The following is a 14,829-nucleotide window of genomic DNA, read 5'->3' as shown; positions in this document are numbered from 1 at the left end:
CTGGCCGGAGATCTTTCGCGTTGAACTGCTTCACATGGTATCAACAATTCGACTACCTATTGAAAACGACGCCAGTTGAGCTTGCTGCTCTGCTTGTTCCCGCTGGAGAAGCGTTTGCGCCTCTTCTGGAGTCATTTGCAAGCGCGCGATCAGCCAGTTTAACAACCAGATAAACAGGTTATAGCAGCAATGTACAAACATCGCAGCAAAGAGACCGTAGCGAAACATGACCAAGAAAAGCACCATCCCGCAAAACCAGGCCCAGGCCCAGCCCAACCGACCCTGATACTTATGTCCATCGCGAAATGATCCGTTACTTGAAATCAGCGCCAGGCCAACCACCCAGCTATATTGAGTGCCTGATAGATAGACGTGCAATTGATGGAGGGTCAAAAAGTCGGCAAGTGGTCCCAGCACGGTTGAATAGAACCACTTCAGCAGACCAAAGCTGATGACGTTGACCAGTGGTATGAGGAGGGCCGCACCATAAAAGAGTAGCCAGCGGAAGATCAGTTCCTCTAGTATTGAAGCCAATAGAAAAATAAGCAACCTACGGCGCCCATACACGAGCGCGTAGTGTGCAAAACGACGGCTAGTTGGTATATAGAGCAGAGTAAAGAACAGCCCCAACGCCAACAGTGGCCAAATCAGGAGCGTAATATTGAGCAAACTGCCCCGCCACCCCCAGAACTGGAAAAATCCCAGCGGGACTAAGCTCGGCCAAATCAAAAGAACAGCAGGAATAACCAGCAGGAAAAGAATCAGCGGACAATTCAGTGTACAGCAACCAGCGCGGAGTTCAATTTGCGAGAAAGGGGAAAGTATTGGATGAAACCGTACAATCTGGCGCATTTCCTCTGCCTTTCATATCCTTGCAGCCAATATCTCCTTTGGCTTCTCTCCATCAGTCTCAGCGACCAAACGATTTTGAGACAGCTCACCTGTTGCATCTCACTCAATCAGGTCCAATGATAAGATTCTGACGAGCAGTCTCGACGACCTCCCTGGTAACGACGTGCAGCTAATTCACGACAAGTACATGCTCGACTTGCAACATCAGGCGTTCGATGAGACGAATATTCCCTTTGGAAATACGGAGAATCGCCGCAATTGCCTCTCTGTCTGTGAAATCAGCGGCAAGGGGACTTCCGCCATCGTCCATTCACTCTCTGCTGAAAGGCACGAACAACACCATCTCCCCGTAGTATACCGTATCACCAGGATAATTGTACAGGTTTCACCGTTTAATTTAATTCTGGGATTTACACTTTAGCGGCCACTGTTTGCTTCAGCTTTTCAAAAGGTGTTCATTTCGTGGCGTTGAACACGAAACCTCCTGAGATGCTCGACATCTGACAAAGTCTGCTTTAGCAATCTTGCTTTGACAGACTACTAGCCACGGATTTGAGTTGTGTCAGCAGCAGATGTCGTGGGGTGAGCGCCAGCAGAGAATCACGCAGCCAGCAGGCCAGGGGATGCTCCCATTGGCCTATCTGGCCTATGCGGCGTGAGTTCACGAGGACCATGTTGGCGCGCGCCAGGCGCTTCTGCTGATACATATCTAATGCCTTCTCAGAGGAATGCGCGTGGCGCAGGGTCCGGGCCAGGATCAGGGCATCTTCAAGCGCCTGGCAGGCCCCCTGGCCCATATTCGGCGTCATGGCGTGCGCCGCATCCCCCAGCAGCGTTACGCGTCCCTTACTCCAGGAGGTCAACGGCTTGAGATCAAAGAGATCGTTGCGCAGGATCGCCGATTCTTCTGTCGCATTGATGAGCGTACTAACAACAGGATGCCAGCCTTTGAACAGATCCAGCAATTCTTTCTGGCGTCCCTGCGGACTCTCCGCCGCGTTTTCCGGGGCGTTGCAGGAGGCGAACCAGTAGATGCGCTCCTCCGCCAGGGGAACAATGCCGAAGCGCTTGCCGCGTCCCCACACTTCGCCCATCAGTGATGGCGTTACACCTGTGGCGATACCTCGCCAGGCCGAGTACCCGGCGTAGCGCAGCTGACTGTGGGGAAAGAGCAGCTGGCGGACCCGCGAATGAATGCCATCGGCCCCGATCAGCAGGCTGCCGCGTACCCGCTCGCCCCCCGCGAAACAGGCGGTCACGCCCGTGGCGTCCTGCTCAAGATCGATCAGCTGCCGATCCAGGATCAGTGTGCCCGGCGCGAGCCGCTCCCGCAGCGCGGCCTGGAATTCCGCGCGGTGGATGACAATGGTTGGTCCCCCACACTGTTCCTCAACTACCTGTGGTGGCAGGTGAACCAGTTGTTTTCCGTGCATCGTATAGAAACCGGCCTGCGTGGGGGTGGACTGCTGGACCCGTTGTTGCACCAGTTCAGCCATACCAAGCTCCTCTAGCACCCGTACCGCGTTCGCCCAGAGGGTCAGCCCGGCCCCCAGTTCTCGCAGTTCCTTTGATCGTTCAAAGATCTGTACCGCGAAACCGGCCTGCTGGAGGGCCAGAGCCGTCGCCAGTCCGCCAATGCCTGCTCCAATAATCAGGATTGGAAAATCTTGTTCCCGGGTTGTCATAATCTACTCCTGGTTCTATAGACTGGTGGCTGCGGCAGAGCCATGCATATCTTTTTTGAGAGTGGATCGTTGGTGAACCACGACCATGTATCCCTGTAGCGGCATAGGCTCGCGCCATTTTGATATGTCCCATCACGATTATGCAGCAAGCCACGCCTTGTACATGCCGCCCTCTCGACATACTAAAACGAGGGAAGAGAAAAAGCCGCCTGCATCAATATATATCTATATATACAGTGATGCGAGCGGCCTCTATAGTACGTTGAATATGGGTGATGGTTCAGGAGATGAAGAGCTGGACGATGCAGTAGACGGCAGCCACGACGAGGCAGATACAGTAGATACCGGCCGCGATCTGCGAGATCTTGTTGGTGCGCGTGGCATACCTGGGGCGCAGGCTGAACATGGCCAGGCGAGCCGTGATCAACATCACACCGATCAGTAAGATAAAATCGATAATCTTGATGAAGATATTCGCGTTGAAGACCGCCAGCATGACGATGATGCCCCCAAAGGCGAGGATCGCCCCGAGGATATCGGCGGCGGCGATCGCCATAAACAGCCCCTCATCATACGATCGTGCGAGCAACATCGGCGTTGTCTTTAACATAATGTATAGTCCAGCGATATATCCAACTATACTGAATAAAACCCATAAGAAATTTGACATGTATGTTTAATCCTCAAATTTTTTCTGAGCACGCATATCGGCTTGCTGCCCGTGCAAGATACCTATAACGTATCGAGACAAATCTGTTGCAGCGTCTGCGTTACCTGCATCGCCATTATATCATGCGATGAAAATTAAGAGGAGGTGGTGGATATTTTGGCTGTCATATGCTACAGTGTGCGCAGAGGAAAATGCAGGCAGGGAGTATTCTGAGTCGATGGCAGAACTGGTTTGGAAGGGAAAGAGGATACCGGGATACGATCCCGCGACACTTGCGTTGAGCGTGGACGCCTGTTATGGTCCCGGCGATGAGCGGCCCGCGACTCCGCCTGAGGGCTGGTTTAATCGCCTGATCTACGCCGATAAAGGTCTGGTGCTGCCAGCGCTGCTGCCAGAATTTCAGGGCCAGGTCAACCTGATCTATATCGACCCCCCGTTTATGACCGGTCGCACCTTTAAAACAGGTGCGCAACTGCTGGCAACAGGAAGCATCTCCTATCAGGACATCTGGAATAACGACCTGGATGTCTATCTGCAATGGCTCTACGAGACCTTTTACTACCTCCACCAGCTGCTGGCCGACAACGGCAGTCTCTATGTCCATCTCGACTGGCGCGCCACCCACTACGCACGCATCCTGCTGGACGAGATCTTCCTGACCGGTCCGCGCCACCTGGGGGCCGGGCTCAAAAACGAGATCATCTGGCACTACCAATCGGGCGGACGCGCCACCAGATCATTCGCACGCAAGCACGACACGATCCTCCTCTACACCAAATCGCGCCACTACCAGTTTCACGCCGAACGCGTCGGCCAGATCAGAGGCAGCGAGAAGCGCAACCACATGCGCAAAACCATCGGGCCCGACGGCCAGCCGGTCTGGACCATCCGCAGCGCCGGCAAAACCTACACCTATACCGAGAGCAGCGTCATGTCGCGCGACGACGTCTGGAACGACATCAGCCACCTGCACCAGAAGGATCCCGAACGCAGCGGCTATGCCACCCAGAAGCCGGCCGCGCTCCTCGAACGCCTCCTGCTCGCCTCCTCGAACGAAAACGACCTCGTCCTGGACTGCTTCTGTGGCAGCGGCGTCACCCCCGTCGTCGCCGAACAGCTCGGCCGTCGCTGGCTCGCCTGTGACCAGAGCGAAGTAGCCATTTCGGTCACCCTCACCCGACTTTTGCGCCACATCCACCGCAACGTTTTTGCGCTCCAAACCGTTAAAAGGATAGAATAAAGGGAAGTTGGGGGCACAGCCCCCAAACCCCCAGTCAAGGGGCTAGCCGCCCCTTGCATCCCCGCTTTTCTGATCGCCGCCGCAGACGGCAAACAGGGGCGGGGGGTGCAGGAGGGCCGCCAAGGTCCTCCTGCCGGGGGCCGGGGGTGTCCCGGCATTCCCTTCTCCCCTCGTGCCGCCGCAGGCGGCGCGAAAGGGCGAGAGATCCCCCCTTTGCATGTAGCGCATAAATGCTGATATGATACAGTCAGCACATTTTTTATAATGTCTCACAACAGATAGGCGAAAATAGCAATGCTAGAACTTCTCGAACAACTTTTTCGACAGGTCAGAGCTTACACGCAGGCGGAACGTTATGATCGCAAGCAGGTCTACGCACGATCATCCAAACACACCACAATGCAGTTTGATCGAGACGCGGAAGACCTGATCATCAACGGGCTCTCCGCGAGCGGCCAGGGCTTTGAGATCATTACCGAGGAACGTCCCACCTTCGCCACAACCGAACATCCGCAATATCGGATCGTGGTAGACCCCATCGATGGATCAACCAACGTTGAGCGAGGGATTACGACGGCCGCGGTCGCTTTGGCAGTGCTCCCCATTGACGCGCCGGTTACCCCGGAAAACGTCCAGTGGGCTCTGGTCGGCGAGTTGTTTACCGGAACCGTCTTCGAGGCGCAGAAGGGCGGCGGAGCGTTCCGCAACGGACGCCGCTGCCAGGTGAGCAATACCAGCAATCTCAAAGATTGCGTGGCCGGCCTCAACCTCGACGGTCGCAACGGCGACACGCTGCGCGCCCTGCTAACCGAAAATCCACGTCTGGGGATCGTCCGGCGCACCGGTAGTTCGGCCATTGATAGCGTCTATGTTGCCAGCGGCACCTATGATGCGTATATAGATATTGGAGATGAAATTACTGGCGAGTCGTTCCTGGCATCAGCCAACATTGTTTTGGAGGCCGGCGGTATCGTTAGCGACCATGAAGGTCAGCCACTGCGCCCGATCACATCGCTCAATGACAAGTTTTCACTGGTCATGGCCGGCAACAAGAAGCTGCACCAGAATATTCTGGCCAGGATTCACAAAGGATAATCAAAGGACTTTATATCTATGTATACGACACAGAGCACATCCACCCCCGCTGTGCGGCGCACACGGCTGTCGTATCTCCTGTGCGGTCTGACACTCTGCCTGCTTCTCAGTGGCTGCCAGTTGCCCGGTCTTGCCAGCAATAGCAGCGGCGGCGGCCCATCCACGGTCCCGACCCCGACCCCGACCCCGGCCATCAGCGCCAGCATGAAGAGCCAGGGAACGACGGAGCTGCAGACCATGCAGCAGTGGATCAATACCATGAAGCAGTATGGTGGTCAGACCGCCAGCTATCAGCAGCAATATTCCGGCGATCAGCAGGCATTGCAGAACGCGCACAGCGCCAGCACGTATCAAAGCGCGCTGGACACGGCGCGCAGCCATGTCAGCGATCTCAAGCTGGCGGCCATCAAGCAGGAGCAGCAGAGCACCCAGCAACAGCTGCAGCAGATGGTCTCCAACTGGGAAAACACCCATCCCTACCACGACACATTCAACAACAAAACGTATAAGATGGGCTTTGAATACGACGACAAGACCGGCATTGGCACATGGATCAAAGATGACCTATCGACCGCCAAAACGTTCGCCGACTACCAGCAGATCGTCGAAAACACCCTGATGTATATCACCAACTTCAAAGCCATGATGGCCAACGCCAGCGACAAGACACCATACAACCAGCCGCACCAGACCGACCTGCAGCTGCTGCAGACCTATGGCAAGACCGATCGGCAGGTCCTGGTCGTCTCATTGAGCGAGCAGACTATGCGCGTCTACGAGCAAGGCAAGCTGATCAAGACCCTGCTGGTCACGACCGGTCAGCCCGACAAGCCCTCCCCTCCCGGAAGCTGGTGGGTCGAGAGCCACCAGAAGCACGTCACCTTTAAGTCCATCGCCCCCAAAGGTGATCCTTTCTGGTTTCCCGACACCCCCATCAACTTCGCCATGCAATATCACAGCGACGGCTACTATATCCATGACAGCTGGTGGCGCGCCGAATACGGCCCCCTCACGCAGTTCCCGCACCAGGACACCACCGGCGACTCCGGAGCCGACATCGGCTCCCATGGCTGCGTCAACCTGTCCAAGAGCGACGCCCAATGGGTCTACGACCACGTCAAGCTCTTTACCGGCGTAATCATCTACTAAAACAACATAAGTTCGGGCCTCGCGCCCGATTGGCTGGATCTCATCCCGGGCGACGGCGCCCACCGGATGAGATCCAGTTCGATGAACCACCCGGCACAACTCAACAAGCGAAGCTTTTGCGCCCAACAATGAAGTTATTTCGGACAGAGAAGGTATCGAAAATGCAAGAGTTCAACATCGACTATATACGTCATGAATGGGAATACATTAAGAGACGCATCAGGACCGTTCACAACGGGTCCAAAATCGCGGCCCTGCTCAACGGCTGTACCCTGCTCGACCTGGATGAAAGCTACACTCCCCCGCTGCTGGTCATCCGAGCCTCGGCCATATACCAGTATCGAAATCTGCTCCCATACGTCGAGGAAGACGTGGTCAGCTGGGCTATCGAAATGACCATGGGCATCCCCTGCCAGGTCCAGCTCCTGCCGCCGCTGCAGGGTATCCTGCGCGTATCCCCGCCACGGGACGCGGGGCGACACGGACAGACACCAGTGGTAACTATGCCGCCAGTCATAACCGAGGCGCAGACAACCCACGTCACGATCGAAACGTTTCCCATGCGACGCCAGCACTGGTCGGATCCGCTCAAGCTGGAATACATCCAGGCCGACTGGCCGCAGATCAGCAAGATGATCTATAAGAAAGATAACGGCGGCGAGATCGCGCAGGCGCTGGCGGACAGCCAGCCGGTCGCGCTGCACACCGACAGTTATCCGCCGACGCTGGTGCTGCGCGCCCTCAACGAACGCGCCCGCTCGGCGCTGGCCCATCATGCCGCCGACGGCAGCCTGACCGTGGCCCTGCTCAACGAGCTCGGCCACGTCTGCCGCCTGCGCATCCTGCCGCCCCCGGCGGCCCCACCATCGCCGTAGATTCGGGCCTCGCGCCCGATTTCCCCTCCACGCACGAAAAGGTCCGCCGTAGGTTCGGGTCATTAAGCGTCTTTCTTCAATTCGGTCCAGAAGCTGAGGGCGTGGCCACAACGCCACCCCTGAACCACCGTCTCATAGGTCATCGCCGTCGCCGATCCGCTGAGACGATCTTCGCGCTGCTTGAGGTCCAGGTGGAGGCCATGAAGATAGCGCCGCGTGTCTACCGTGTTGATGGTGCCCGTCATCTCGCCGGTCAGGCGCTGCTCTTTGAAGCGGGGCCTGTTGAGCAGAGTCTTCAATTGCTTGCCGAGCCGGGCATGGATATCCCCATCCTCTTTAAACCAGAGCGTCAGCGGGACATCGCCCTCATAAGTATGCACATGCCCGCTCCATTGCCCCAACAGCCGCTCATCGGGACGGAAGTCTGGCTCAGCCTTGTCATCCTTTTCCGGTTTGCGCTTCTGCATGCTGAGGGCACGATTCTCGGCATAGGGGGGCAGCAGTTCTGAAAAAATATCAACCGCCACCTGGTCAACCAGGGCCGAGGCCGCCTCACCGTCGCCATTGCAAAGGACCACGACCGCCACCTGAGCGGCGGGAATTATGCTCAGCTGAGTTCGGACCCCGCCCATGCCACCACCATGGCCGACAACGACATAATCAGGAATCCCATTGTGGATGCCCCAGCCAATCCCGTAGCCATCGGTATCGCCCGAAGCTGTCGTTGGCACCTGCATCTCATCGATGGCCTCGTCTGACAGGATGGCCTTCTGATCGGACAGATGCTGCTTCAGGTGGAACATGCCGAAGCGCAGCAGGTCGTGGGCGCTACAGTAAACGGAGGACGCGGCCGGATGGTCGCAATCATAAAAGGGATAGAGCGATCCGCCTTCATCGTAGCGCTGGGCCTGGAATTCTTCCATGCCTGGACCGAGATCGACGGACGCTCGCAGCATGCCAAGGGGCAAAAACACCTCTTCGCGCATGAAGTCCGCGTAGCTCTTGCCCGAGAGACGCGCGATCACCTCACCCAGGATGCCGTAGCCCAGGTTGGAATACTGATAGTGCTCACCGGGCGCGTTCATCAGGTGGCCATAGCGCCGAATCGTCTCATCCATCGATGGCGACCGATACGGCTCATCCTCATAGAAAAACTGGTAGTGTAGCGGCAGACCCGAGGTATGGTTGGCTACGCGGCGCACCGTCGCCTCCGTGGCACTACCAACGTGAACCTGCAGCCTGCTATCGCCCAGATACTCATTGATGGGCCGGTCGAGATCGAGCAGCCCGCGCTCCTTGAGAATCATTAACCCGGTAGTCGTGATCGGCTTGGAGATCGAGGCCAGCGAATACATCGTATGGGGTGTCGCCGGAATGCGGCGCTCGCGATCGGCCCAGCCAAAGCCCTCCTCCCACAGAACGGTTGCTCCACGCGCCACGGCCACGCTAAGGGAAGGTATACCATGTTCCACCAATCCCCTCTGGATGCGCTCCCGAATAGCATCAAAACGCGTATCTTCTGACAATGTATCTTCAAGCATAGTTTTCCCTCCCTGTTCAATAAGGCGATCGCGGGAAGCGCCCGCGAATCGCCTGTGCCCATCAATTTCAATAAAAGTGCACGGGGCCTGGCACCTTTCCTGTACTCAGGGAAATATATTCAGGGCCGCCTCGGCGACCAGCGGCGATGGATCGGACTGGTATACACGCAGGCGCTCAGTGAGCTCGGGAGTCCACTCGCTGGAGTAGTGCGTTTCGTGGGCCTGGGCGCACAGGGCGGCCAGAGCCACACGCCGCAGCCGCTCGTCCGGATGGGCGGCCAGCGCATCCTGTACCGCTCGCAAGTCCTCCTCTGCCAGAGGACGTGGATGATAAACCACATTGAGCTGATTACAAGCCTCCATCAAGGCTTCGGGATGCAGCTGGTCGGTCTCGACCAGTTGTTTGATGAGCTCAATAACATCGGCGATGGATAACAGAGTAAAGACGTTACGCAGACGCACCTGACTGGTGGCCGGAAATTCGCCCAGAACTGAGATCAGGGCCAGAGCCAGCTGGCGCCTGCCCTGCAACTTGCTCTTTGAGAGGTTCCGATAGCGACGATACTTGACTGAGCTCCACAGCGAAAAACGCGGGAGCAGCATCAACAGGCGCCGGCGGTCGCGACCCAGCACGCGAATGGTCTCCTGAAGTTGCGGAATATCGCGATCGGTACAGACGGCCATGAAGGCGGTAATGGCGGCCTCCGCTTCCGCGACCGATTCAGAAAGCATCATACTCAGCAGCAACGGTGTCAGAATGCGCTGCGTATCGCGCAGCGATAGTTCTCCGATATTCTGTAGTAAGTCCAGGCGCGCCTCCTGCCCCGCGTGCTGCAGCGTTGTGTGGAGAAGCCGCAAGAGTTGCTGCAATTCCTGGGACGTAAGCTGCTCTGGCGGAATGTGGCCGATCTTGAAGGCCATGTTATTGCTGGCGGTGCTGGCGGCCCGCTGCAGGATCTCCCAGGTCAGGGGCCGATCCAGGTGGTTCCAGAGCGCGCGGATACCGACGGCACGCAGGTCGGGATGTTGTCCCTCCCGCGTCTGCAGGTCTAAGAGATACTGATAGGCCGCGTCCAGCGATAGGCGTCCGATCAGCAGTGTAATCTCTTTGCGCATCGTCAGTTGCGGAAACGTGTACGAAGATAGAAGCTCAAAGGCCGCCTCTTCTGGCAAGCGGCGCAGGGCGCGTCGCAACGCCCTCAGGGTAACGCGCAGCATGTAGACCGATTCATCTTTCTCAGACTGCTCGCGCAAGAGCGCGAAAATGGTGGCGGCCATCAGGGTATTATCGGTCGTGGCCAGAGCATTAATGGCACCTATCTGTCGATTATAATTGCGCGTATTCTGAGCCAGGCTCAGCAACCTTTCGGGCGCGATAGCGGGCAGGAGCGCCAGTTGTGAGTATGCATTCCTCAAAAGTCTATGTTCAAACGAGCTGGCAATCTCCCCTTCCAGGCGCTCGGCATAGCGCTCCTGCTGAGATTGCGTCAAAACCAGGCCAGACTTCATGCTCGGGAGAAAGTGAGCCTCTTCAGAGGCGAAACGCCCCTGGATGGTGGTCCGCACCAGGAAAGGGGACAGCAGATCCTGTCGGAAGCGCTGGAGATACTCCTCAACCGCTGAAACCATGATCCAACTGGGATCTCGCGCCACCAGTTCAGGGATCAGCGTATGTGAGAGCGCGGGTTGCCATCTAATCAGTAGCTTCATGATACGTTGTGCCTCGGTGGTCGTCTGTGAACTCGCGACCAGTTGAGCCAGCAGTTGACCCAGTTCTGGAAAGTGGCGCAACTGGCAGCCGAGAGAGGCGGCGCAAGCTGCCAGGGCCTCGCGCTTATCCTGCCGCAACCAATCGGTGAGCACCGGCAACAGAATGGGAACCAGGCCGCGAATATGACGGGCCGTGAGCAGGCTTTCAAGCGCAGGCTCATCATAAACACTGGCCGAAAGCGGAAACGCTCCACGCTCCCCCAGGAGAGCGGCGATCTGCTCACTGGCCCACTGTAGATGCCAGGGAACGAGCCGAAACAACAAACGCGCCAATTTTTCCAATGTGTGCATTGAGAGGTCGATTGCATCCAGGCTGGCGCGCACAAACGCAGCCAGCGCGGGGAGATGCGCTTCCCGCCAGGCACCAGGAGGGAGCGCATTGAGGCCATCGCACATAGACAGGCGTACAGGATCAGGCTCATTGCGATGCTTCAGGAACAGATCCAACAGATCATCAAGATGTTCACGTTGATAGGCCACCGCGCGCGCCAGGATACCCAATGCACAGTCGCGCCGCTGAACATCGGCATGATGCAGATCATAATCTAGCTTCGCACGCGCCTCCGGCCACGGGAGCAATTGAGCATACTGACGCCGCTCCTCCCACTGACGCAAATCGAGGTCTGTACGCGACCAGAGATGGCGCGCCTCCTGCTCACGCTGCTGACGTGGCAAGAGTGCAAGAGCCTCGAATGGCGGCATTCCCCGGTCTGTCACATGCCGCAGATGCGCCTCAAAGATCTCGACTCGCTGCTCGGGTGGGAGCAATCCTAAACTTTCAATGATCCGATAATCCTTACTATTATGGCGAGCGAGCAAGTGCAGGCGATCCATCGTGATATGACGATTAATAATATACTCATCTAGATTTATGTCGATGTGGGCCGCGTACAACAGATCAAACAGTTCATTGGGACGCCGACGCCAGAGCTCCTCCAATTTGAGACGGGACAACAGATCTGTGAGACGCGAGGAGCGTAATAACGCCAGCAGGCCATCAGGATGTACGCGAACCAGAATGGGGATGGTCGCGTTCAGGTGCGCGATGAAGAGCTCTTCCTGCTCGCCCAGGTCTTCCAGGCGCCGCTGGAGCACATCCAGCGCTAGCTCAGGCTGCCAGCGGGCCAGGCGCCGCCATTGATCGCGGCTGAAGCGTGGCGAGACCCGGGGCAGGTAGCGAGCCACCACATCGGGCGAGCCAAACGGGAGCAGGCTACCCAGCGACCGGTCTGCCTGTTCGGCCAGATAGTGCAGAAAAAGGTCGATCGGCTCCTGCAGATCATAGTGGCGCAGAAAGCGGATCAGCGAGCTACGCAGCTCACGCGGCACGATCCGCAACGCCTGCCGTTGCTGCTCCTGATCACAGGTCAGGGGCACCAGCTTCACAGCCAATCGGCGCATGCACGACGAAGGATCGGACAGAGAGGCAAAAACCAGCGCCCCGTCGCGACTGCCATAGCAAGCCTGCAAGGCCAGGAAACGCTCATAGAAGGGTCCTACAGCCATCTCAGCCAGCGTCTGAGCCATCCGAGCATCGGTTAAAGACAGGCGACCAAAATCAACCATACGACGAGAACGTTGCGCGAAGGTAAGCGCTTCCACTTCCTGGAGAAGTTGTGCTTTATCCATTCAGAAAAGATAGCCCTATATTATTTGGCACGGGCAACATGCACATGTTAGAGGATTTTAAGAGGGTATTTCGATTATTTTATGTATTCACCAGGGTGATTATAAGCGATACACATGAGTATGTCAACACAGGCTCTTTTCATAGATAATATCGTTTTTCCATGTAATATTCAAGGAAACCAATGAAGATTTTTCGCATCGAAAACGGACGCGTTGCCGAAATCTGGGGCGCTGGCATCGTACGCCGGACCGACGCATAACCCATCTCCCCCGAACGGTGAGAAGCCCCCGCAACACGATCACGTCCCCGTAGGGGTGACCCTCGCGGTCACCCGCCGCAAAGCGGCCTCGTCCCCGGCCGGTTCGGCGCCCACGTGGGGAACATCTCGCCCCACGTGGGCCTCGGCGGTTAGTTGAAGTAGTGCTGTTCGATGTCCGGGATCAGCGCGGGGTGCGTGGGCTGCCAGCCCAGGAGTTCACGGGTCCGGGCGCTCGTCCTGGGGGCATCGATCGACGCTACGATGGCGAGGAAAGGACCGAAGTGGGCCTCGGCCTCTTCAGGGGCGATGCTGACCACCGGCAGGTTCAGGTGGCGACCGATGACGCCGGCGATGTCGCGGAATGGCACCGCCTCGTCACCGACGCCGTCAATGCGTGACCCGGCCGGAGCGCATTCCAGCGCCAGGCGGAACATGCGCGCCACATCGAGGCGATGGACGCCCGACCAGCTGTTGGACCCGTCGCCGACATAGGCAGAGACACCCCTCGCACGCGCAACGTCGATCAGTTGCGGCACCAGACCATGCCTGTCGCCTTCGCCATGTACGGACAACGAGAGGGTAGCGATCACCGAGCGCACATTAGCCAGCCTGAGTACCGCGTTGTCCGATGCCTCGCCGTTCAGGTGAGCGGTAGTTATAAACGGCTTGCCGGAGCCCTCCAGTCCCGCTCCCATCTCCTGGACGGCTCGTAGATCGGTGGCCAGCGCGGACGCGAAGTCCGTGAAGTCGTGGTTAAAGGCCAGGTGGATGACGCCATCGGAGTCGGCGGCGGCGGCGCGCAAGATGTCGAGGTCGTTAATGGTACCGAGCCGCGCCTCAGCCCCGGCTTCCTTCAGGAACGCGGCACCGTTGTCCGAGCGGGTAAGGCCGACGACCTGGTGGCCGGCACCGATGAGTTCGCGCACGACGGCCGAACCGATGAAGCCTGTTGATCCTGTTACGAAAACACGCATAATAAAATCTTCTTTCTCGTGATAAAATGAAGAGCAGATTTGCTTTCTGGGAATAGTATAGAAGCATGCGGATGTTGCACCAAGAGTAAAAATACACCTGAGCCTTCGGCCCTGTGGTCTGGATTCGATAGCGGATTGTATGAGGAAGAGATGTCACTACAACTATCTGCGCGGAACGAGGATAACGCGTCCGCCAAAGAGCAGGCGCGGGTGTTCCATCAGATGCTCGCAGCCATTGAGGCGGTGCGCGAGAAGCGCCAGGAGGAGTATCGTGCGCGGCACCATCCTCAGTTGAAGCGCTTTACGCAGCAAGAGCTCAATGACGAAGTCTGTCCGACCTATAAGAACTGGTTGATTGGGCGCTCCCAGCGCTTGCCGAGCCGTTCAACGCTCATGGTGATCGCCGACTACCTGGAATGCAGGCTCAGCGAGCGCAACGATATCCTGCTGGCGGCGCAATATCTGCCGGAACAGCCAGGATGGGAAGGAGACGCCTTGCGGCAAGCGCTGGAGCAGGCGCAACTAACCATGGAGACCTTGCCCTATCCAGCCATCGTGGTCACGCACACACTGCAGGTCCATGCCGCCAACGAGCTCTTTCTACGCCTGATGGAGCTGCCGTCCCTTGATACGCTTCCGGCTCACCAACGCACGATACTTCATTTCCTCCTGAATCCGAAATTTCGGGCAAACGCCATGGTCAACGCGGAAGCATACACCATGTGGCAACAGCACGTGCTGTATGCCATTCGACACTTCAAACAGCAGAACGCGCTCTATCAGTATGATGCCTGGTATCAGCAGTTCGTCAAGCGCGGCTATGGTGAGGTTGCGGACTTCCAGGCGTTCTGGGAAAAGGCGAACGAAGTCACTCGGCAGGAGGTCGCGCCGACAAAGATGGTGTTTGCGCGCATGCCAACAACCGGCGAACTGCTCCCCATCCGCGTGCGCAACATGATGATCTCCGTCAGCAGCAAAACCTACCCCGCGGTCGCGGCCCTGCTGCCGGTCGACGAGGCCGCGCGTACCGTCTACGCAGCGCTAGCCAGCGCACCCTCTTGAGGAGAAGCAACACTATAGTGCTTATAC

Annotated in this window: 11 protein-coding genes; 5 read left to right on the top strand and 6 right to left on the bottom strand. The window is 57.5% G+C overall.

Going from position 1 to position 14,829, the window contains the following annotated elements:
• Window positions 1-30 precede the first annotated feature (30 nt).
• The 3 genes from KTT_RS21035 to KTT_RS21025 form a co-directional block, all read right to left on the bottom strand.
• Window positions 31-852 carry a hypothetical protein gene (locus tag KTT_RS21035; protein ID WP_126597899.1) on the bottom strand — a complete coding sequence of 274 codons (822 nt, stop codon included), beginning with the start codon at window positions 850-852 and terminating at the stop codon, window positions 31-33.
• A 515-nt stretch (window positions 853-1,367) separates the two neighbouring features.
• Window positions 1,368-2,537, bottom strand: coding sequence for an FAD-dependent monooxygenase (locus tag KTT_RS21030; protein ID WP_126597897.1), 1,170 nt, complete (start codon window positions 2,535-2,537; stop codon window positions 1,368-1,370).
• Window positions 2,538-2,817: 280 nt separating this feature from the next.
• Window positions 2,818-3,147 (bottom strand): hypothetical protein, encoded by a 330-nt coding sequence (locus tag KTT_RS21025; protein ID WP_126597895.1) that lies wholly within the window; start codon window positions 3,145-3,147, stop codon window positions 2,818-2,820.
• Between the two features lie 277 nt (window positions 3,148-3,424).
• Between KTT_RS21025 and KTT_RS21020 the strand changes: the two genes are divergently transcribed.
• The 4 genes from KTT_RS21020 (at window position 3,425) to KTT_RS21005 (ending at window position 7,566) form a co-directional block, all read left to right on the top strand.
• Window positions 3,425-4,447, top strand: coding sequence for a DNA methyltransferase (locus KTT_RS21020; protein WP_160146011.1), 1,023 nt, complete (start codon window positions 3,425-3,427; stop codon window positions 4,445-4,447).
• A gap of 294 nt (window positions 4,448-4,741) precedes the next feature.
• Complete coding sequence (locus KTT_RS21015) at window positions 4,742-5,542, top strand: inositol monophosphatase family protein (RefSeq protein ID WP_126597891.1); 801 nt, start codon at window positions 4,742-4,744, stop codon at window positions 5,540-5,542.
• A gap of 18 nt (window positions 5,543-5,560) precedes the next feature.
• Window positions 5,561-6,691, top strand: a complete 1,131-nt coding sequence (locus KTT_RS21010) for a L,D-transpeptidase (RefSeq protein ID WP_126597889.1) — start codon at window positions 5,561-5,563, stop codon at window positions 6,689-6,691.
• 161 nt (window positions 6,692-6,852) lie between these two features.
• Window positions 6,853-7,566, top strand: coding sequence for a hypothetical protein (locus KTT_RS21005; protein WP_126597887.1), 714 nt, complete (start codon window positions 6,853-6,855; stop codon window positions 7,564-7,566).
• A 62-nt stretch (window positions 7,567-7,628) separates the two neighbouring features.
• Here KTT_RS21005 and KTT_RS21000 read toward each other — a convergent pair whose 3' ends face one another.
• The 3 genes from KTT_RS21000 to KTT_RS20990 all read right to left on the bottom strand — a co-directional run bounded on the left by KTT_RS21000 (window position 7,629) and on the right by KTT_RS20990 (window position 13,740).
• Complete coding sequence (locus tag KTT_RS21000; protein ID WP_126597885.1) at window positions 7,629-9,107, bottom strand: serine hydrolase domain-containing protein; 1,479 nt, start codon at window positions 9,105-9,107, stop codon at window positions 7,629-7,631.
• 105 nt (window positions 9,108-9,212) lie between these two features.
• The gene (locus KTT_RS20995) at window positions 9,213-12,506 is read right to left on the bottom strand and encodes a hypothetical protein (protein ID WP_126597883.1); all 3,294 of its coding nucleotides are present in this window, start codon (window positions 12,504-12,506) and stop codon (window positions 9,213-9,215) included.
• A gap of 409 nt (window positions 12,507-12,915) precedes the next feature.
• Entirely contained in the window at window positions 12,916-13,740 is an 825-nt protein-coding gene (locus tag KTT_RS20990; RefSeq protein WP_126597881.1) for an SDR family oxidoreductase, read from the bottom strand.
• A gap of 150 nt (window positions 13,741-13,890) precedes the next feature.
• Here KTT_RS20990 and KTT_RS20985 point away from each other — a divergent pair, with 150 nt between their 5' ends.
• Complete coding sequence (locus KTT_RS20985) at window positions 13,891-14,802, top strand: MmyB family transcriptional regulator (protein WP_126597879.1); 912 nt, start codon at window positions 13,891-13,893, stop codon at window positions 14,800-14,802.
• Window positions 14,803-14,829 lie beyond the last annotated feature (27 nt).

This window comes from Dictyobacter aurantiacus (assembly GCF_003967515.1).
GTDB classification, from domain to species: Bacteria; Chloroflexota; Ktedonobacteria; order Ktedonobacterales; family Ktedonobacteraceae; genus Dictyobacter; species Dictyobacter aurantiacus.
Note: the sequence above shows the minus strand (reverse complement) of the source record. Positions and strands in the feature narration are given on the sequence as shown.

Excerpts from the sequence above, each read along its gene's own strand:
- KTT_RS20985 (WP_126597879.1), top strand. The coding sequence starts at position 13,891 with ATGTCACTACAACTATCTGCGCGGAACGAGGATAACGCGTCCGCCAAA.
- KTT_RS20990 (WP_126597881.1), bottom strand. The coding sequence starts at position 13,740 with ATGCGTGTTTTCGTAACAGGATCAACAGGCTTCATCGGTTCGGCCGTC.
- KTT_RS21030 (WP_126597897.1), bottom strand. The coding sequence starts at position 2,537 with ATGACAACCCGGGAACAAGATTTTCCAATCCTGATTATTGGAGCAGGC.
- KTT_RS21020 (WP_160146011.1), top strand. The coding sequence starts at position 3,425 with ATGGCAGAACTGGTTTGGAAGGGAAAGAGGATACCGGGATACGATCCC.
- KTT_RS21005 (WP_126597887.1), top strand. The coding sequence starts at position 6,853 with ATGCAAGAGTTCAACATCGACTATATACGTCATGAATGGGAATACATT.
- KTT_RS21025 (WP_126597895.1), bottom strand. The coding sequence starts at position 3,147 with ATGTTAAAGACAACGCCGATGTTGCTCGCACGATCGTATGATGAGGGG.
- KTT_RS21035 (WP_126597899.1), bottom strand. The coding sequence starts at position 852 with ATGCGCCAGATTGTACGGTTTCATCCAATACTTTCCCCTTTCTCGCAA.
- KTT_RS20995 (WP_126597883.1), bottom strand. The coding sequence starts at position 12,506 with ATGGATAAAGCACAACTTCTCCAGGAAGTGGAAGCGCTTACCTTCGCG.
- KTT_RS21010 (WP_126597889.1), top strand. The coding sequence starts at position 5,561 with ATGTATACGACACAGAGCACATCCACCCCCGCTGTGCGGCGCACACGG.
- KTT_RS21000 (WP_126597885.1), bottom strand. The coding sequence starts at position 9,107 with ATGCTTGAAGATACATTGTCAGAAGATACGCGTTTTGATGCTATTCGG.
- KTT_RS21015 (WP_126597891.1), top strand. The coding sequence starts at position 4,742 with ATGCTAGAACTTCTCGAACAACTTTTTCGACAGGTCAGAGCTTACACG.